19 protein-coding genes and 3 pseudogenes are annotated in these 17,106 nt (G+C 53.7%); 12 read left to right on the top strand and 10 right to left on the bottom strand.

Going from position 1 to position 17,106, the window contains the following annotated elements:
- A pseudogene (locus C8N36_RS22995) lies at positions 1–309 on the bottom strand (transposase); the annotation flags it as partial.
- Positions 310–520: 211 nt separating this feature from the next.
- On the opposite strand from C8N36_RS22995, the gene C8N36_RS22990 reads away from it, so the two are divergent.
- Together C8N36_RS22990 and C8N36_RS22985 are read left to right on the top strand one after the other, a co-directional pair.
- Positions 521–1,222 carry an IS6 family transposase gene (locus tag C8N36_RS22990; protein ID WP_097806991.1) on the top strand — a complete coding sequence of 234 codons (702 nt, stop codon included), beginning with the start codon at positions 521–523 and terminating at the stop codon, positions 1,220–1,222.
- A 366-nt stretch (positions 1,223–1,588) separates the two neighbouring features.
- Positions 1,589–3,115, top strand: a complete 1,527-nt coding sequence (locus tag C8N36_RS22985; protein ID WP_245911044.1) for a L,D-transpeptidase family protein — start codon at positions 1,589–1,591, stop codon at positions 3,113–3,115.
- Positions 3,116–3,261: 146 nt separating this feature from the next.
- Here the strand turns inward: C8N36_RS22985 and C8N36_RS24930 are convergent, their stop codons facing one another.
- From C8N36_RS24930 to C8N36_RS22970, 3 genes are all read right to left on the bottom strand, one after another.
- On the bottom strand, positions 3,262–3,444 hold the full coding sequence (locus C8N36_RS24930; protein ID WP_097806990.1) for an FCD domain-containing protein: 183 nt from the start codon (positions 3,442–3,444) through the stop codon (positions 3,262–3,264).
- A gap of 9 nt (positions 3,445–3,453) precedes the next feature.
- Positions 3,454–3,765: a GntR family transcriptional regulator gene (locus tag C8N36_RS22975; RefSeq protein WP_097806989.1), complete on the bottom strand. Its 312-nt coding sequence runs from the start codon at positions 3,763–3,765 to the stop codon at positions 3,454–3,456.
- An 81-nt stretch (positions 3,766–3,846) separates the two neighbouring features.
- On the bottom strand, positions 3,847–4,386 hold the full coding sequence (locus tag C8N36_RS22970) for a DUF3604 domain-containing protein (protein ID WP_097806988.1): 540 nt from the start codon (positions 4,384–4,386) through the stop codon (positions 3,847–3,849).
- Here C8N36_RS22970 and C8N36_RS24965 point away from each other — a divergent pair.
- From C8N36_RS24965 to C8N36_RS22955, 4 genes and pseudogenes are all read left to right on the top strand, one after another.
- The gene (locus C8N36_RS24965; RefSeq protein WP_442417497.1) at positions 4,282–4,518 is read left to right on the top strand and encodes a sunset domain-containing protein; all 237 of its coding nucleotides are present in this window, start codon (positions 4,282–4,284) and stop codon (positions 4,516–4,518) included. The genes C8N36_RS22970 and C8N36_RS24965 overlap by 105 nt on opposite strands.
- Positions 4,493–4,831, top strand: coding sequence for an IS66 family transposase (locus C8N36_RS24925; protein ID WP_170125972.1), 339 nt, complete (start codon positions 4,493–4,495; stop codon positions 4,829–4,831). Before C8N36_RS24965 ends, C8N36_RS24925 begins: the two co-directional genes overlap by 26 nt.
- Positions 4,755–5,144, top strand: coding sequence for an IS66 family transposase (locus tag C8N36_RS22960; RefSeq protein ID WP_097806987.1), 390 nt, complete (start codon positions 4,755–4,757; stop codon positions 5,142–5,144). Before C8N36_RS24925 ends, C8N36_RS22960 begins: the two co-directional genes overlap by 77 nt.
- Positions 5,145–5,411: 267 nt before the next feature.
- Positions 5,412–5,575: pseudogene (locus C8N36_RS22955) on the top strand (transposase); the annotation flags it as partial.
- A 17-nt stretch (positions 5,576–5,592) separates the two neighbouring features.
- On the opposite strand, the gene C8N36_RS22950 reads toward C8N36_RS22955, so the two are convergent.
- Positions 5,593–7,776: a PASTA domain-containing protein gene (locus tag C8N36_RS22950; protein ID WP_097806986.1), complete on the bottom strand. Its 2,184-nt coding sequence runs from the start codon at positions 7,774–7,776 to the stop codon at positions 5,593–5,595.
- Between the two features lie 372 nt (positions 7,777–8,148).
- Between C8N36_RS22950 and C8N36_RS24305 the strand changes: the two genes are divergently transcribed.
- The 6 genes and pseudogenes from C8N36_RS24305 to C8N36_RS24625 all read left to right on the top strand — a co-directional run.
- Entirely contained in the window at positions 8,149–8,316 is a 168-nt protein-coding gene (locus C8N36_RS24305) for a hypothetical protein (protein WP_170125971.1), read from the top strand.
- A gap of 122 nt (positions 8,317–8,438) precedes the next feature.
- The gene (locus C8N36_RS22940) at positions 8,439–9,101 is read left to right on the top strand and encodes a GntR family transcriptional regulator (protein ID WP_097806985.1); all 663 of its coding nucleotides are present in this window, start codon (positions 8,439–8,441) and stop codon (positions 9,099–9,101) included.
- Positions 9,102–9,132: 31 nt separating this feature from the next.
- Entirely contained in the window at positions 9,133–10,146 is a 1,014-nt protein-coding gene (locus tag C8N36_RS22935) for an ABC transporter substrate-binding protein (protein WP_097806984.1), read from the top strand.
- 58 nt (positions 10,147–10,204) lie between these two features.
- A complete protein-coding gene (locus C8N36_RS22930; RefSeq protein WP_097806983.1) occupies positions 10,205–10,972 on the top strand; it encodes an ABC transporter ATP-binding protein in 768 nt (255 codons plus the stop codon).
- On the top strand, positions 10,965–11,759 hold the full coding sequence (locus C8N36_RS22925) for an ABC transporter permease (RefSeq protein ID WP_245911043.1): 795 nt from the start codon (positions 10,965–10,967) through the stop codon (positions 11,757–11,759). Before C8N36_RS22930 ends, C8N36_RS22925 begins: the two co-directional genes overlap by 8 nt.
- Before the next feature lie 410 nt (positions 11,760–12,169).
- A pseudogene (locus C8N36_RS24625) lies at positions 12,170–12,370 on the top strand (integrase core domain-containing protein); the annotation flags it as partial.
- Here the strand turns inward: C8N36_RS24625 and C8N36_RS22915 are convergent.
- From C8N36_RS22915 to C8N36_RS22895, 5 genes are all read right to left on the bottom strand, one after another.
- Entirely contained in the window at positions 12,367–12,696 is a 330-nt protein-coding gene (locus tag C8N36_RS22915) for a hypothetical protein (RefSeq protein WP_097806981.1), read from the bottom strand. The pseudogene C8N36_RS24625 and the gene C8N36_RS22915 sit on opposite strands and share 4 nt — an antisense overlap.
- Before the next feature lie 141 nt (positions 12,697–12,837).
- Positions 12,838–13,713: a carbohydrate kinase family protein gene (locus C8N36_RS22910; protein ID WP_141468264.1), complete on the bottom strand. Its 876-nt coding sequence runs from the start codon at positions 13,711–13,713 to the stop codon at positions 12,838–12,840.
- Positions 13,710–14,765, bottom strand: a complete 1,056-nt coding sequence (locus C8N36_RS22905; protein WP_097806979.1) for an ABC transporter ATP-binding protein — start codon at positions 14,763–14,765, stop codon at positions 13,710–13,712. The genes C8N36_RS22910 and C8N36_RS22905 overlap by 4 nt, the downstream gene beginning before the upstream one ends.
- 5 nt (positions 14,766–14,770) lie before the next feature.
- Positions 14,771–16,255 carry an argininosuccinate lyase gene (argH, locus tag C8N36_RS22900; RefSeq protein ID WP_097806978.1) on the bottom strand — a complete coding sequence of 495 codons (1,485 nt, stop codon included), beginning with the start codon at positions 16,253–16,255 and terminating at the stop codon, positions 14,771–14,773.
- Complete coding sequence (locus C8N36_RS22895; RefSeq protein WP_211318280.1) at positions 16,252–17,055, bottom strand: carbohydrate ABC transporter permease; 804 nt, start codon at positions 17,053–17,055, stop codon at positions 16,252–16,254. Before C8N36_RS22895 ends, argH begins: the two co-directional genes overlap by 4 nt.
- Positions 17,056–17,106: the final 51 nt, after the last annotated feature.

The raw sequence follows: 17,106 nt of genomic DNA, 5'->3' as shown, positions 1-17,106 counted from the left end.
AGTTGGTCCGGTGTTCTTCTACAAACCTAAATCTGATTGCTTTAGGCCCGCAAAGAACTGGGTGGCCTCTTTTAGGATCTCCCACCCCTCCTTAAGAAGCCGGTTCTCGCGTCGAAGCCGGTCGTTCTCTTGAGCGAGGCTCAAATCCTCTTTCGACACTACATCTGTGTCTCTGTGCGCTGTGGTCCATTTGTGCAGCGTCGACATGCCGACACCCAGATCGTCAGCTACTTCCCTGCGCGTTAGCCCGCTTGTCAGTGCAATACGCACCGCATCATGGCGCAATTCGTCCCTCCGTTTCAGTCCGATAGCCCGTCTCCTTTGCTGCAGTAAATGCTATCAAAGGAGCGGCATCAAAACCGCGACAGGTCCAAGATGACTAGTTCGTAGTCTTGTATTTCGCAAGGGTCCAACTGCTCATGCCTTCGAGCTATAGCGCTAGTTTCAAACAGTGAATCCGGTATTGTCACATTAACCGGCGAGATTTGCCGAGCACCGCGTTTGCTCTTAGGCATCTCGGATGAACACACATTCAATCAGCAATAAGCGCCATCGATTTCCACCAGAGATCATCACACACGCTGTTTGGCTGTATTGCCGTTTCAACCTCAGCCTTCGCGAGGTCGAAGAGATGTTTCTGGAACGAGGGATTGATGTTTCGTATGAGACTATCCGCAGATGGGTTGCGAAATTTGGCCCATCCTTCGCGCGCAGAATGCGCAGCCGACAACCTCTGCCTGGCGATATTTGGCATCTAGACGAAGTTGTCGTGAATAGCCAAAGCAGGAAATTCTGGCTGTGGTGCCCTGGTGATCAGAACGGCGTTGTTTTGGATGAAATTCTTCAACGAAAGCGCGATAGGAAAGCAGCGAAACGTCTGCTGTTCCGATTGATGAAGAAGCTAGGGAGAACGCCAAAGCGCTTCATTACCGACAAGCTCCGATCCTTTGGCGCGGCCAAGCGGGAGATTGCTCCAGGTGTCGAACATCGGTCGCACAAAGGTCTCAACAACCGCGCAGAAAACAGTCACTTGCCATTTCAAATGCGGAAAAGGGCAATGCAGGGGTATCGTTCACCAGGAAGTTTGCAGCGGTTTGTGTCAATCCATTCCACTATTAGAAATTGCTTCTCCGTCCCAGCCAGCCGCTGCTCTGCCTTATCAATTCGATGCCACTGTCTCGAAGCATTTGATGCTTGGAATGACGCGGTCGCTGTCAGTTGAACGACTATACTGGAACTGTTTTGAGCCCGCTCAGTTAACGTGGCAACACCCCTCCTTGCCATGCCTCCAAAAGCTGTAATTGGCGAAGGTGTTCAGATCTTGTGGTCAAGAAGTGCCCAATGGGGCGCACAGCGATCTGCGCTTCTCGCATTCAATTTGAGAGCCGCCACATTCCTGACCAACACATCGGCTTGAAAACGCCATATATTGCGATAGCTTTCTAGCCAAATACTAGATGCGAAACAGCGAACGGAGTGAAATATCATGCGGTATATTGGGTCTGCAGTAACCGGGGCACTGTCATTGCTCATCATGATGTCTGCTTCGCAAGGGGCCGCCGCAGACCAGATTTCAGACCAGATTTCTGTGCTGCTGAACGCAAACGGACAAACGGAAGTCTCTTTGCCAGACCACAAGAGCCTCGATGCCAAAATATTGGTTCCACGGTTTTACGAGGAAAGAGCATTCCAGCCAGCTTGGACACGCGCTGATCTAACCGAAGAGCTATTTGCCGAAATGGAAAATGCGGCGGCGCAGGGGTTCACCGCGACTGACTTCAACGTATCCGAACTGAGGGCATCTTTTGAAAAAGCGCAATCCGGTGACGCCTCGGACCAAGCTGTGTTCGACGTGGTTGCCACCGATACAGCTGTAAAGCTTATCCATCATCTGGTGTTCGGAAAGGTCGACCCAAGTGCGCTGGACAAAGATTGGAATTTCTCGAAACCCGTCATCGAGCAAGATCCGGCATATGTACTCAATCAGTTTCTGGCCGGTGACGGTTTTAGCGCTTTGATCGACCGCATCGACATCAAAAACGCACAATACACCCAGCTGGTTGAGGCATTGGAAAAATATAAGTCCATTGTAGCTGCCGGGGGTTGGCCCACGGTTTCTGACGAGACGGTTCTGAAACCCCTGATGATTGATCCCGCCATCGTAAACCTGCGCCAAAGGTTAGAGATAGAAGGCTATGCAAGCTCAAACCAGATCAGCGTTCCTTTGGAGGATGGGGTCAATCCAGCCTGGATTTACGATGAGGCGCTGGTGGAAAGCGTCAAGAGTTTCCAGATGCGCCACGGCCTCGAAGCAGACGGAGTCATAGGGGGTAAGACCTTCGCGTCCCTCAATAAACCGGCGGACGACCGCGTCAACAAACTTCGTTTGAGCCTTGAGCGAGGGCGGTGGCTCATGCGCAACGTCAACGAAGAGTTTGTATTGGTGAATATTGCGGGCAACCGCACCTATCTAGCGAAGGAAGATGGGACGGTTTGGACCACGAGGTCTATTACTGGCTCCGCTTATCGGAAAACTCCGGTCTTTCGCGATGAAATAAAATACATGGAATTCAACCCTACCTGGACCGTCCCCGCCTCGATTTTCCGCAAGGACAAGCTTTCTCGTATCCGCAAGGACCCGGGCTATCTTGCGCGAAACAATTACTATGTACGTAACAAGGACGGCCAAACTATTTCAGCCAGCTCTGTGAACTGGGGGGCTAAAAACCCTGGGGTTACTCTCGTTCAGAAACCCGGGCCGAACAATGCGCTGGGATTGGTCAAATTCATGTTTCCCAACAAATATGCAGTGTATTTGCATGACACGAATGATCGCAGCCTTTTCGACAGAAACGAACGCAACCTAAGTTCAGGGTGTGTCCGGTTGGAGTATCCATTCGAATTCGCGAGCCTGCTTATGGAAGGCGTGCCGGACTGGAACCGTCAAAAGATGCAATCCATTCTTGATAGCGGAAAAACGACACGCGTCGAGCTTCCTGCACCCATGCCTGTTTTGCTCACATATTGGACCGCATGGGTCGAAGAAGGGGCCGTGCATTTTCGTGAGGACCCCTACGAAAGAGATGCACGTATTCTTGCTGCACTAGACAAGTAATCAAAAACAATACGACTGGAAAACCGGCAGGTGCAAAGAACGTGTTCAGGAGAGTTAGGAACTTTAAGTCAGAGACTTAGCGCCCAAAGCGACAAGGTTCTTATGGTCGCGCACCACGTCTGTCATGGCTGCGTGGTCAGAAAGGTTTAGAACGCAGATTCTGGCATTTGGGATTTTTGCTCGACGATAATATCAAAGGCGGCATCCGCATGGGCACACCTGCATAATAATTGGTGAAACGTGAAATCCAGCGCATGGAACCGGTCAACGTCCTGATCGTTTACCGCCTCTTGTTGCGCTGCAAGATTGGCCTCGAATTCTGGCAGCACTGAACCATCTCAATGGTTGATGGCGTCATGCAAAACTTCGACTTCTATTGCCCGCCAAATAAACCGCAACGTAGCAATAGCGACCAACGAAAACTTACGGACTGTTGTGGCCTTTTGCGGCTGGATATTGAGCATTCCGGCACTGTCGAGCCGCACGAATGCTTCGTGGACAGGCTGTCGAGACAATCCCCATTTCGCCGCGATTTCAGCTTCGGAGATTTTGGAGCCAGGCAACGGTTTGAGCGTCAGAATAGCGTCTTCAAGATACTCCACAGCAATATCGGCACCCGTCCGGCGCAGTTTCACTTTGGTCAGGCGCATTTCAAACCTCCGGAAGCCTGCCCGTCAATAGGGCAAGCTTCGAAGAATGACCATCCTTGGACGGCCTGCATTGGGGCGCTGTCAACGTAGGTCCGGGATATCGATCATATCCTGCTGCGATGGCCTCACTCCTTCAGGCAAACCAACGTCGTAGAAAGCTGCATCGTACGTTGTCCAGCGCGGTGTGGGAATCTCAAGAACCCGAACACAGTAGAAGGCACGCTGGGATGGATCGAAGTCGGGGTCTTCCCAGAACGCCATCAGAAGTGAACCGCCAATGCTGTTGGTGTATTCGGCATCATCAATGCTAACCGTGTTGCCGACGGCATTTTCACAGCGTGCTTTGACTATTTTCCAATCATCAGAGCAAACGGCATCAAAGACCAACTCTTGCGTTTGACCGTCTGCATCAATCCAGCCCTTGATTACTTGGATACGATCTAAGTTCGCTCCGTCAGGATCACGCAGCGAACGGATCATCAGTTTAGGAGCCATGCCTTCGGGCGCGTTTCTGAGATCACCGTCCATAGGCACACCGCCCAGATAGCCAGTCTTGGCAAGGTCCGGCCGCAGCGCATCGTCGGCCTCATACTCCCAGCCGCCGAAAACGCGGACTGTCATCCGGCTACCCGAATTTACCACCTACCGGGTACAAAATGGTACAGCCGGACAAAAATCAACGAATATAAAGGGGAACGCTGGTTTTGCAGCGAGGCAGAGGCCAAAATTGCAGGATGGCGGAGAGCGAAGTGAACTGACCAAGGATCGGTCTACAAAACCGCACGCCAGCTGGTATCAGTTCTCTCCAGACCGCCTCCCCCCAAAGGATCATCTATCAACATATCAAGGCTGGATGCACGCTGACGGCTATGCCGGGTTCGAAGACCTCTATCGTTCCAGTGACATCCGCGAGGTGGCCTGCATGGCGCAAGTTCGTCGACATCCACCGCGCCCAAGGTTCCGCAATCGCCAACGAAGCCACTTAGCGCATTGCTCAGCGCCACACGTTTATAAAGGAGGCGCGGGGATCACGACCCGAACACCGTGTCCAACTTCGGCTTGCTAAAGCAAAGCCGATCTTCGATGACCTGGAAGTCTGGCGACACGCCCTACTGCCCAGTATATCTGGAAAATCGCCGCTAGCAGGGGCAATCCGCTATGCACTGACACGCATGGCAAGGCTGCGGCCCTACCTCGATCATGGCATCTTGGAATTGGACAACAAAACCGCCGAACGGGCAATGTGGTTCGTCGCAATCGGGCGCAAGAATTACTTGTTTGCCGGATCACTGACCGGTGGTCGCGCAGCCGCCATCGCCTCCACTCTGGTCGAAACCGCCAACCTGAATGGTGTCGGACACCCTAGCCCGCATCCCTGACTACAAGATCAACCGTGTCGATGAACCGCTGCCGTGGAAAACGCACTATCGGGGTTAGTCTCACCGGACGCTTACCCGACAACACCAAACCACCCCACAGTGCTCTGGGCTACCGCCCACCTGCGCCAGAGGCCATCATCCCGATGGACCAAAGGCCAACCATGCACTCACTTTCAATTAAGTCCATTCAAGCGGGGCTACTCAGTTCCGCGGTAGCAGATCGTCGATCTCGCTTTGTTTGTGACCCTTCACGATTTCTGAGAGCGTATCGGCCAGGAGACGTATTTCAATTGGCATCGAAAGTATGGCGGCCTGCTGCCGACGAGATGCGTCGACTGAAAGCGCTTGAAGATAAGAACACACGATAAAAGAAGATCGCCGCCGACCTGACACTGGACCGTGAAATGTTGCAGGACGTCATCTGGCGAAGGCTCTAAAGTCTGGCCCTTTACTGCGAACAGGGGGTTTTGTTGCCGTCTTTGTCGTATTGGGTGCAGTCCGTGGGCTTGCCATCAGGGTTCCAAGATTCGCTCCGGATCAGGTTTCCGTCCAAATCAGTCGTCCGGCGATAGCGTTTCTTGTCGTTTGGATAAAACTCTGTGTGCAAGGTAACGCGGCCATTCACATAGGTGTTTGCGACACTTCTATGGACGGTGCCTGAACCGGGTTCCCCTGTTGTTGAGCTACATTTGTGGCTCAACGCGGTCTGCGGTTCACTTTTTTCATAAGCAATTTGCAGATATAGAAACCGATCACAGGCGGGTTGAATGTCATAGTTCAGAAATGGTCCGTGCCGCAGGTTATCAACAAAGGGGGTTTGCCGACTCAACCGACCGTCCTCAAAATAGTCGCAAAACACATACGTTCCATCGTCGGGGCCGCTTTGCCCAAATTTGTGAAAGTCATCGCTTGGATCGGGGTTCTTATCAGGACAGACTGTGTCCGATCCCGCCGAACCGGTGGCGACAAACAATTGCACGGTGCTGCCTCTTTCAGCCGCCACACCCGGGGCCGGACGGGACGATTGCACCTTGCCGATGTCCTGCCGGTCTTGGGCCGCTTCGCCGTCTTGGGCATTGGGCACAACAAAGAAATCGTCGTTCCCTTTCAATAACTTGCGCGCGCCCTCAACCGACTGGCCGATGATCTCATGCGGGATCACTTTGACATAGGGCGCTTCGTCGCAATGGTCCGGCGCGGCGACGGCATTCAGTTTCGCCATCAAAGCGGGCTGGTCTTGCTTGATACAGGCCCCGTCCGCCACCCGATAAATCGGGTTGCTGGTGACTTCGGCCAAAAGCTGGCCGCGCAAATCCAGAGCGGTTTCCATGTCGCAGGTGTGCTGGGCGTTCCAGATTTGATCCATTTTGACCCACCAATCCGAAGAGCGTAACCGCGCAACCTGCAACAGCGCATTGCGCAGCGTGTTCGACGACAATCTAAGCGACCCGTCATACCCGCCGAACAAGGCTTCGCGGCAACTGTGGCTGTCTTTGTTCAGATCGGCCAAAGTCTGCTTGATCCCCGTTTCCAAATCCGTGAACGACCGGCAGGCCTGCGGCGTGTCTAGCCCGTCCAGCGCATCGCGATACATCGCTTCATAGGCCAGGCGGGCCTTTTCAAAGGCCTTGATATGGTCGGTCAGATCGACATCGCGTTTCTTTTTGATCTCGGCAAATACCTGCACATAGGATCTCAGCGCCTCCCCTGCCTGCTCAAGCGCGCGTTTTTGTCTGCTCAGGTCGTTGACGATGGTGATTGTGTTGGGTGAATCCCCGATCAGATCCCGATCCAGGGTGTTGTAGGTGCGCACAATATCCGACACCAATTTGGCTTCCAGCGCGCGGTATGTATGGCCAAGCGCCTGACAATCCGCATCGGCGGTGTCTTCGGCGCGCTGTACCGCAAGGCGGGCATCTTCAAACCGGCATTGGTCGATGTTGAAATCATATTCATCCAGCGCCACAACCCATTCTTCCCACCACAACTCCTTGAGAAACCGCAAGGTTCGCCCGCCGGCAACGGTGGCATAGGCCCGGCTGAACATATCGGTATCTTGAAAGCGGTCATTGGCGGCAAGGGTCGTTTGCGTCAGCGCCGCCTCCAGCGCCTGCCCCGATGTTTTGGATATCCCGGCAGCGCCATTGTAAAACTTGCGCCAGTCATTGAGCGTGCTCATATCGTCAATGTCGGATTTATAGGCGGCCTGCTGGGTGCTGTTCATCGCCGAAACCCCAACAAAGGATTTGAGAACGCATTTCAACGCGTCCGTTTTCAGTTCAGACACAGTATAGGGCACACTATAGACCGCCGCCGGCGACATCGAAACAGCCGCAAGAACCGCGTATTTCTTGACCTGTTCCTCGTTAGCGTTGCCAACGACGCAATTGTCATACAACGACTCCGCCAATTTCACGACGTAAGGGTCGAAATTCAGCGCATAGGGCGGTGGCAGACAATAATGCCCCTTTTGCTTCAGCGCCTCCATCTGGTCTTCCAACCCGAAGTCGGGCGCCCACCGCACATGGCGCGGCTCTGCCATCGCAAGCGGCGCGGCAGCCATAGCAAGGAGCAAAACCAAGGGGCCAAGAATGCTTGAAATCTTTGGAGGAATTCGGTCAAAATTCGCCATCAAAACACCTTTAAAAAGTGAGCGGCGCGAAACCGGCCTGACCGTTGCACATCAAAAGCCCAAGCTTGCGCCTTGAAACCCCCTTATTTTAGGGCGTTCTCAGCTTTTGAGGTATGATTTCAATCAAACGGACCAATATGGGGCTCATCTGCACAAAGGTTCCAAATCCACTAAGGGTCCCGGTGCATCCCAATTTGAGGAACGGTACCGCTGCCGTGTTCTCGGGTGTCTACAGCGCCGCGCAAAGGCATTTGGCTTCGTTTTGACGAAAGTGCCCGATCAAGGAGAACTGGCTGTTTCTTAGGAAGGTTACAATGTTCTTTGCAGGCCAAAGTCGGTGAAGTTCGCCTTTATCGATGCCTGGAAAGAAGAATGGGCGGTTCAGTTCTGTGCCGAGTTATGCAGGTCACATCGCGGGGATTTCGTGCGTGGCGAATCCGTCCGATGAGCCGCAGGCGACGCAACGATATGGTGATCCTGGCGCATATCCGCAAACAGCACCGCCTGAGCCTGAAGGGCTATGGTCCTCCGATTTCCTAACTATAGGCACGGACCACTTCTTTGGGGGAGGTTCACGCCCCTGTTTGAAACATGCGGGTTGACTTAAATGAGGGTGTGTATCTAAAAATATCCAACGTTTTTGTTTTTGCGGTGTAAAAAACATGTTCTCTAGAAAACCTTCGGATGACAGTACAATTGTTGAGCTGCTCGCCTCTTCGCTGCGCCGTGATATTGCGTTTGGGACTTTGCTGCCGGACCAAAAACTGAAGTTGAACGAGCTACGAACCCGTTATGGTGGCTCTAACCATTCAATGCGCGAGACGCTGCGTATCTTGTCGACCGAAGGATTGGTCGAGGCCACAGCGCAACGTGGGTTCCGCGTCACCTCGGCCACCGAAGACGACGTGCGCGATATCGCGATGGTCCGCTGTGAGGTCGAAAAGCTAGCCTTGTCACGCGCGATTAAGCTGGGCGACATCGCGTGGGAGGGCCGTGTCATGGCCGCGCATCACACCTTGCAGAAGACTGAAGCTGCGGCGGAAACAAACCCTGATGATCTGGTCGCGCTAGAGTGGGACGAAGCCTGCCGCGCGTTTTCCTACGCCTTGATCGACGCCTGCGACAGCCCGCGTCTGATTGATTTGCAACGCAAGTTCTTTGATCAAAGCCGGCGCTTTCGGTTGGGGCAAATGCGGGAGGGCCGCTTGGATTGGGCGGCGAGACAAAGGCGTCAAAATGGGCTGCTTGCAGCGGTTCTGGCGCGCCGGGCAGAGGATGCATTGACACTATTACAAGAAGACGTCGCAGCAGAGCTTCGACAATAAATACAGAAAACTGTCATATCGGGAGGATATTATGACACATCTAAATCGCCGCAGGGCACTGGCCCTCATGGGGGGCACCGTGGCCGCAGCAGGCCTTGCAGCCCCGGCTTATGCACAAAACAAAACGATCAAAGTAGGCGCGCTTCGGTTCACATCGCATTCCGCAAGCTTCATCGCACTAGAGCGCGGTTATTTCGCCGAAGCCGGTTTGAACGTCGAATTTGAATTCTTCCAAGCCGCCACCCCCATGGCTGTTGCCATCGCATCCGGCGACGTGGACTACGCGGTCACGGCTGTCTCGGGTGGCCTGATCAACTTGGCCGAAAAAGGTGCGATCAAAGTCATCGGTGGTGCGCTTAGCGAAGAAGACGGCATTGACGGCCAAAAATACCTTGCCTCCGACGCGGCATTCCAAGCGGGTGTGACGTCTTGCGCAGCACTTGATGGAAAACGTTATGCGGTGACGCAAGCCGGATCGTCCTTTCACTACATGGGGTCGAAAATGGCACAGGCCGAAGGCATTGATCTGTCCTTCGTGCCCTTGCAAAAGGTCGGTGCGATCATTGGTGCAATGAAATCTGGTCAGGTTGACGGATGGTCAATCGTGCCGCATATCGCCAAGCCTTTGGCCGGCTCTGGCGCGCTCCATATCATCGGCAATGTAGCGGATTATTTGCCGGATTATCAGGTGACGACTGTGTTCACTTCCGCCAAAAACGCCGCAGACGAGCGCGGCCAGACCGAAAGTTTCTTGAACGGGTTCTCTAAGGGCGCAGACGATTATGCTGCCGCGATGATTGACGGCACCGCCGATCAGGACGCGATGGTCGATCTGATCCACAAATATGTTTACACAGACCGCGAACGTGCAAAAGCAGCACCATCGATCATCAACGGGACAATGCGCATTAATAAAGGCGCGGCGTTGAACCTTGCCTCGATCCAAGATCAGCTGGATTGGTTCCAGTCAGAAGGACTTGTAGATGCAGGCATCTCAATCGATCAGCTCGTTGATACGTCTTATGTGGAAATGATTGGCGCTTGATTGAACAAGGCGGGGCCGGCGCAATTTTGGCCCCGCTCTTTTTTGCAAAGGGATCCCCATGGACATTCGACTGGAAGGCATTAGCCACTCCTATGACACTTTTGAAGTCATGCGTGACATTTCACTGGAGATTCCAAGCGGGCAAATCGTTTGCATAGTCGGCCCGTCGGGCTGCGGAAAATCCACTCTTTTGCGATTTATCGGTGGGTTGGAACAACCCAAACGGGGGCGCGTTTTGCAACTGGGGGAACCACCGAAAGGGTGCTTGAACCCGCTCACTTATATATTCCAAGACTTTGCGCTGCTGCCGTGGCGCTCTGTGTCGGGCAACATCTCACTGGTGTTGGAAGACCATGGCATTAAAGGCGCTGCCGCCAGGACCATCATTGAAGATGTGCTCGCACGTACCAAGCTGACTGATTTTGCCAAGGCCCTGCCAAAACAGCTGTCAGGTGGTATGAAACAACGCGTGGCCATCGCGCGCGCCTTAGCCGTGAACCCCGCAGTCATGCTGATGGACGAGCCGCTGTCGGCGCTAGACAGCCAGACCCGCGAATTGTTGATGGATGATCTGGTTGAACTGTGGATCCGTCAGCCCTTTACTGCCGTCTACGTCACACACAATCTGGCCGAGGCCGTGCGCTTGGGGCACAAGGTTGTGGTTCTTTCCCGCAGGCCGGGGCAAATCCGTGAAGTTGTCGACATTGATAAGCCTTTAGCCGAGCGCGAATTTGGTGATGCCGATCTCGACCGCGCACAAAAACACCTATGGCAATTGATGCGCGACGAAGCGCGGGCGGCCGATGCGGAGTTGCTTAATGGATAATACAGGAAAATCCGTCGCGTTTCGCGGTGGTGGCTTTGCGCCGCAATCACGCCGTTGGGTGGGGGTATTGGTTTTTGTCGCGCTCATCCTATTCGTTGAATGGGGTACGCGTGCAGGCTGGATTTCGTCACTGTCGCTGCCGCGCCCTTCGGATGTGCTCGACACATTCCGCCAGCTTTATGACAGTGGGTTGCTGTTCAAGCACTTGCTCCCCAGCCTGTCGCGCTTGTTCGTTGGCGCTCTCATCGGGGCTAGCATCGGGATCGCCGTCGGTATCATGATTGGTCTGTTTTCCTATGTGCGCTCTGGCCTTGTGCCGCTTGTGGCTGCGATCTTTCCAATTCCGAAAATCGCACTACTGCCGCTGTTCGTGATCTGGTTCGGAATCGGAGAGGGATCAAAGTACGCGTTGATCGCTTTTGGCACATTCACGCCAACCGTCGTGGCCACCTATGGCGCGGTTGATAATGTGGACCGCACGCTGATCCGTATGGGTCAAAGTTTTGGCCTCTCATGGTGGTCTATAGTGCGCAAAATCGTGCTGCCCGGTGCCATGCCCGGTATTTTGTCGGGCCTGCGGATCAGCCTTGCGATTGCGATCATCTTGCTGGTGGCGGCTGAAATGCTGGGTGCGGAATATGGGATCGGGGCCTACATCCTTGAGGCAGGCTCGCTTTATGATCTTGAACGCCTTTTTGCTGGGGTTTTGATCCTGTCGCTGTTGGGGGTTTTGATCAGTGCGCTTATTGGCACGCTTGAGCGCCGATTGCTTGGCTGGCGGACCTGATGCAAAAACCCGAGTGTGACTATTACGCCGTTGTCGCCGGTGGCTTCGGTGCGGCATTGGGAGCGCGCGGGTTTTGCTCGTCGAGAAATACAGGTTTCTGGGAGGGGATGCGACTGAGCTACCCCCCGAAATTCCGACACTGCCGTAAGCTGCGATTTGTAGTCTGCTGATCTTCAATACGAAGGAGATGAGATATGTCGAAACGGAAAAACATCACCCTGAGTTTAAGGCCAAGGTCGCATTGGAAGCGCTGAAGGGCGAGGAACCGGTCAGCGAACTGGCTAGAAAGCTCAAACCCTGAACCGGCAAGTGAGGCGCAAGATGATTGAACCGAGCCTGCCAGACCTGTCGGTTGGCAAGCAATGTGCCTTGCTGTCGATCTCACGGTCCTCGTTTCACTATGAGCCAAATGGCGATCCCTGAAGTATGAATGCGTCTATCTGCATGCTTTGAAAACTGAGTCTGAGGCGAATGCAGGCGTCGGGAAGTGGATCGAGTTCTACAATCACAAGCGCCCGCATTCCTCACTTGGCGGCAAGCCACCTGCCGTGGTCTGCTGGCAGAGAATTGAACCAATCAACCCCGATCAGCAGGTGCGAAGAGTAGCTTAATTTACGCCAGAACCTGTCCAATAAATGGGGAGTAGCTCACTGTCTTCGACAAAGACCAACGCGTAACGTATGCCGCGACTACCGCGAATAAACATTTCAGCGCCGTTTTGGAACACATCAAAGCTGAACAAGGCAAAGCACCGCCAAAAAAACGGCGCGCTGGCAAACAATAAACGCGCCATCAGCCAACTGGAAAACGCAACAACGGCTGGAACTCTATCCTCGCGCGCAAGGTTAAAGAAAAGGCTGAGGCGGCTCAACAACACTCGACCGAGTAACCACCCCGCATGGCTGTTCAGCGCTGCGATATATGAGGTCTTCGCCATGCCCAGCCACGCTCTAACTCCGAAAACGTGACAGTTCTACTTGGTAAAAACAGAGACAATTCGACTTGGTTGCAACATTTGTCACGTCGATCACACGCAATTCCACTATCGTAAGTGCAAGCTTGGCGCCCGCGGACAGATTCAGTTTCCGATCGAGAGTAAGCCGCCGGTGCCGCCGGGCTGCTCAACTGAGGAACGGCCACACCTGTTTCCTTCGGACAGGCATTCAGCCAGCGATTTTCCAGATAGCCAACTGGATAAAAACCCTCCGTTAAATGCATCCCCTGCGCCCGTCGCATCAACCACTGTCACCGCGTCGGCGCTGCCACTCAGCCAAGAACCGCTTTGAAACGCTTTGGCCCCGGCAGACCCGCATTTGACCACCGTAAGTGGACATGAGCCCTCTAAGAGACCTGTCTTGCACAAATGAGTGTATTCAGTTTCATTGGGTAAAAACACATCTACCCCTGCCAATAGACTGGCCATGTCTGCCCCGCGATCCAGAAGATCGGCATCCCAACCGCAATCGACAGAAATGGTTGCCCCGGCGCTGCGTGCCTTTTGTATCAAATCGGGATGTTCCACCAAACTGCGCAATTCGCCGATATGAAGATGCCGAAACGCCCCAATGTTCAGGGGAATGTCCGGTAAGGCCTTGCCGGTCTTGTGGCTTAAGAATGCACGATCATTTTGTCCGGCGATGGCAACAGTAATTTGTGGCGTGGCACCTCTACTCGCTTTGGCACAAAACTGTGTCTCAACGCCAAACTTTTCGATATCTCTACAAACCACGCTATCAAACGGCGTGGCAGGCAAAGTCGTCAAAAGCACCGTTTGCCATCCCAGCACACTAAATGCCGCCGAGGTTATGAAGGCACCGCCTCCAGCATGCAGCGATAGCCCTTCGGAAAACACCTCCGTTCCCATGACGGGTAAGTGGGGCACACCAGTGAAGACCAAATCGCAATAGAGCCGACCGGCGCATAAAATCGTGTTTGATGCCGATGGATCGTTCACCGTAGCGCCAAGCCAGTTTCGGCATCAAAGACGTGCAGGTTTTCAAGATCCGCCGACAATGTCACATGCGCGCCGACTTCAGGTGGCGTTTTGCCGGAAGCTTTGGCGATAATTTCGCCGGACGGGGTATCAACATAGATCAAGGTTTCATGGCCAAGCGGTTCGCGCACTGTGACGATCCCGGACACGACGGGGTTGCCTGCTTCAAGGGTCAAATCATCGGGACGCACGCCAACCATAACGTCTTGGGGTGTTCCGCTGGTCTGGGACGTTTGGAACCGGGTGCCGGCATCCAATGCAACGCCATCGACGGTCAATGTGCCACTTAGCATATTCATTGACGGGGCACCGATAAACTGGGCCACAAAGGCATTTTCTGGCATATGATACACTTCTGCGGGTGTGCCCACCTGCTGGATGTGACCATCCTTCATAATGACTATCCTGTCGGCCATCGTCATGGCTTCGACCTGATCATGCGTCACAAAAACAATGGTATTGCCGACCCGCTGATGCAACTTCTTGATCTCAAGACGCATTTGGGTTCGCAGCTGGGCGTCGAGATTTGACAAGGGTTCATCGAACAAAAACACCGCCGGATCACGAACCATTGCGCGGCCGATCGCAACCCTTTGGCGTTGCCCCCCGGATAATGCATTTGGCTTGCGGTCCAAGAGCGGAACCATGCTCAGGATCTCTGCTACCTCTTGGATGCGCTTTTCTTTATCCGGCTTTGACAAGCTTGAGGATCGCAGGCCAAAGGCGATGTTCTTCTTAACGGACATATGCGGATAAATCGCGTAATTTTGGAACACCATCGCAATGTCACGCTCTTTTGGCTCCAGGTTGTTCACGACGCGATCACCGATCAGGACCTCACCCGATGTGACCTCTTCAAGACCTGCGATCATACGCAAGGTTGTGGATTTTCCGCAGCCCGAAGGGCCGACAAAGACGACAAACTCACCGTCCCCGACTTCCAGATTGATACCATGAAGGACCTGCGTGGAGCCGTAGGATTTTGTCAAATTTCGCAGGGTAAGATTGGCCATTGGCGTTAAGACTCCAAAAGAGACGTGAAAGCCACATCAAGGCGTTCTGCGGCCTCTGACTGGCGCTGTTTCCGGGATGCAAAGGCTACGGACAGGCCATTTAACGTGTCCAAATAGGATGTAAGTGCAGCAGACAAGGCCGCTGGTGCAGGGCCACCAAATCGGTCACGCACAGCGACAAAGTTTTCAGCAGATGTCGCGGTGGCGTATTGTGTTTCGGTGATCGTCAGATCGCGCGCAACTTCGGCCCTAAACGCTTTGGCGCAATCTGCATAACCGCCGCCAAGCGGCTTGCCAGCCGCAATTACAGCGCGCGCTGTCGCAGCCGACACTTCGTGAGCTTGGCGAAAGGACAGCCCTTCGCTGCGCACCAATGTGTCGGCAAGTTCGGTGATGGTAATACAGGCCGCGTCGGTCGTGCGTTTGACGTTGGCCGCGTTGATCGAACATGCTGGGATAAACGCGGTTAGCAAATCCAACACCCGTCCGCCCGACGCAAACGCAGCATAGCCGGCTTGTTGCACTTCACCCTCGCTGTCGTTCATATCAGTGAAGGGTGTATTGTGCATGGTATTCACAATCGTATCACAGCGTCCAACCGTAACCGAAGACAGATGCCGCAAGTGTTCGATCGGCACAGGGTTGCGCTTTTGCGGCATGATCGAACTGATCTGTACCAGCGCGTTTGGCACGTATAGTTGCCCCACTTCGAAACTGGACCAAACGCCCATGTCCTGAATGACCCGGCCCAGATGCAAGAACACCAGTTTCATTGCCGAATACAGGCCAGTGACATAATCGACAGACGCTATGCAGCCATAGGAATTGGTCAATGGGCCGTCAAAACCCAGCAGATCCGCCATGCGGTGACGATCAATCGGAAATCCGGATGTTGTGATTGCAGCCGCGCCCATCGGGCAATGCTCCAATCCGTCGGCAGCTGCGTTCAATCGTTCCATGTCACGGATCAACACTTCGATCATAGCAGCCAGATAATGACCAAATGTCGTGGGTTGTGCGGGTTGGCCATGGGTATAGGCCACGATCAAGGTTTCAGCCTCGACCTCTGCTTTGGTGATAAGCGCTGCGGTTAAGGTGGCAAGCTGTTCAAGCATTGCGGCGGTTCGGCTGCGCAGGGCCAGCTTGAACAATGTGTGATCCATATCGTTGCGCGATCGCGCCGTGTGCAACATGCCACCAAGATCGCCCAGCTTGTCACGCAAAGCGGCCTCAACCACAAAAAAGTAGTCCTCATACTCCCCAGTGTACTCCAGCGCCGCGATATCCGTTTCGTCTTCTATCTCGACCAAGCCTTGTGCAATTTTCGAGGCTTGATCCGGCGTCAGAATTTCGGTTTCGGATAACATCACCAAATGGGCGCGGTTGATCGTCGCCATATGCAAGGCGTAGTGGGTTTTCACCCCTTCGAAAAGCGGCGCAAGAACCGTTTTCTTGTAGGTCGGATCGGGGAAGACGCTGGTGTCAATCATCCCTTTAACCCCGCCATAACAACGCCGCGAATAATGAAGCGTTGGAAGATCAGGAACACCACAAGCGTCGGGATCGTTGAAATTGCAGCACCTGTCATAATCAATTCCCATGCCACATCGGCCTCATCACCAAAGCCGGAAAGGCCCACTGGGATCGTGTACATCTCAACCGAATTGGTCACGATGAGCGGCCACAAAAAGGCAGTCCAGTTTCCAAGAAACACAAAGATCGCCAGCGCGGCCAGCGCCGGTTTGACCAAAGGCATGGCGACGGTCCACCAGATTTGTAATTCGTTCAAACCGTCTATCCGTGCAGCTTCGATGAAATCATCCGGAACACTTTCAAAGAATTGTTTCATCAAAAAGGTGCCAAAGGCGGTCATCAAACCGGGGAACATAATTCCCCAATAGCTGTCCAGCCATCCAAAGGATTGCGACATCAAATACCACGGGATCACCAGCATTTCCGTCGGGATCATCAAGGTCGACAATATCGCAATAAAGACAATCTGCCGGCCCGGAAATTTGAATTTGCACAGCGTGTAGCCAACGAGGCTGTCAAACAGCAGGTTCGATATTGTTGTAAGCGTCGCGATGATGATCGAGTTGATGAACCACTTGTAGAACCGTCCATCTTCAAGGACATACAAGTAGTTTTCAAGTGTAGGTTCATCCGGGATAAGGTTGACGTTATAAACCTCGTGCGGCCATTTCAGTGACGTCGATATCATATAGGCAATGGGCATAACCATCGCGATACCGCCTAAAAACAACAGCAACCAACGGATGATCTGGCCCATGTTACGCGGCTTGGGCGGTGCTTTGGTCTCAAGCGCTGCGGCAGTTGTCGG

The sequence above is a fragment of the Pelagimonas varians genome (genome assembly GCF_003208435.1).
Classification (GTDB): Bacteria; Pseudomonadota; Alphaproteobacteria; order Rhodobacterales; family Rhodobacteraceae; genus Pelagimonas; species Pelagimonas varians.
The sequence above is the reverse complement of the archived record's forward strand: the minus strand, read 5'-3'. Positions and strand labels throughout refer to the sequence as shown.

What these genes read in the sequence shown, in the direction of transcription:
- C8N36_RS22990 (WP_097806991.1), top strand. Translation starts at nt 521, where the DNA reads ATGAACACACATTCAATCAGCAATAAGCGCCATCGATTTCCACCAGAG.
- C8N36_RS22975 (WP_097806989.1), bottom strand. Translation starts at nt 3,765, where the DNA reads ATGCGCCTGACCAAAGTGAAACTGCGCCGGACGGGTGCCGATATTGCT.
- C8N36_RS22970 (WP_097806988.1), bottom strand. Translation starts at nt 4,386, where the DNA reads ATGACAGTCCGCGTTTTCGGCGGCTGGGAGTATGAGGCCGACGATGCG.
- C8N36_RS22950 (WP_097806986.1), bottom strand. Translation starts at nt 7,776, where the DNA reads ATGGCGAATTTTGACCGAATTCCTCCAAAGATTTCAAGCATTCTTGGC.
- C8N36_RS24305 (WP_170125971.1), top strand. Translation starts at nt 8,149, where the DNA reads ATGGGCGGTTCAGTTCTGTGCCGAGTTATGCAGGTCACATCGCGGGGA.
- C8N36_RS22940 (WP_097806985.1), top strand. Translation starts at nt 8,439, where the DNA reads ATGTTCTCTAGAAAACCTTCGGATGACAGTACAATTGTTGAGCTGCTC.
- C8N36_RS22935 (WP_097806984.1), top strand. Translation starts at nt 9,133, where the DNA reads ATGACACATCTAAATCGCCGCAGGGCACTGGCCCTCATGGGGGGCACC.
- C8N36_RS22930 (WP_097806983.1), top strand. Translation starts at nt 10,205, where the DNA reads ATGGACATTCGACTGGAAGGCATTAGCCACTCCTATGACACTTTTGAA.
- C8N36_RS22925 (WP_245911043.1), top strand. Translation starts at nt 10,965, where the DNA reads ATGGATAATACAGGAAAATCCGTCGCGTTTCGCGGTGGTGGCTTTGCG.
- C8N36_RS22915 (WP_097806981.1), bottom strand. Translation starts at nt 12,696, where the DNA reads ATGGCGAAGACCTCATATATCGCAGCGCTGAACAGCCATGCGGGGTGG.
- C8N36_RS22905 (WP_097806979.1), bottom strand. Translation starts at nt 14,765, where the DNA reads ATGGCCAATCTTACCCTGCGAAATTTGACAAAATCCTACGGCTCCACG.
- argH (WP_097806978.1), bottom strand. Translation starts at nt 16,255, where the DNA reads ATGATTGACACCAGCGTCTTCCCCGATCCGACCTACAAGAAAACGGTT.
- C8N36_RS22895 (WP_211318280.1), bottom strand. Translation starts at nt 17,055, where the DNA reads ATGGGCCAGATCATCCGTTGGTTGCTGTTGTTTTTAGGCGGTATCGCG.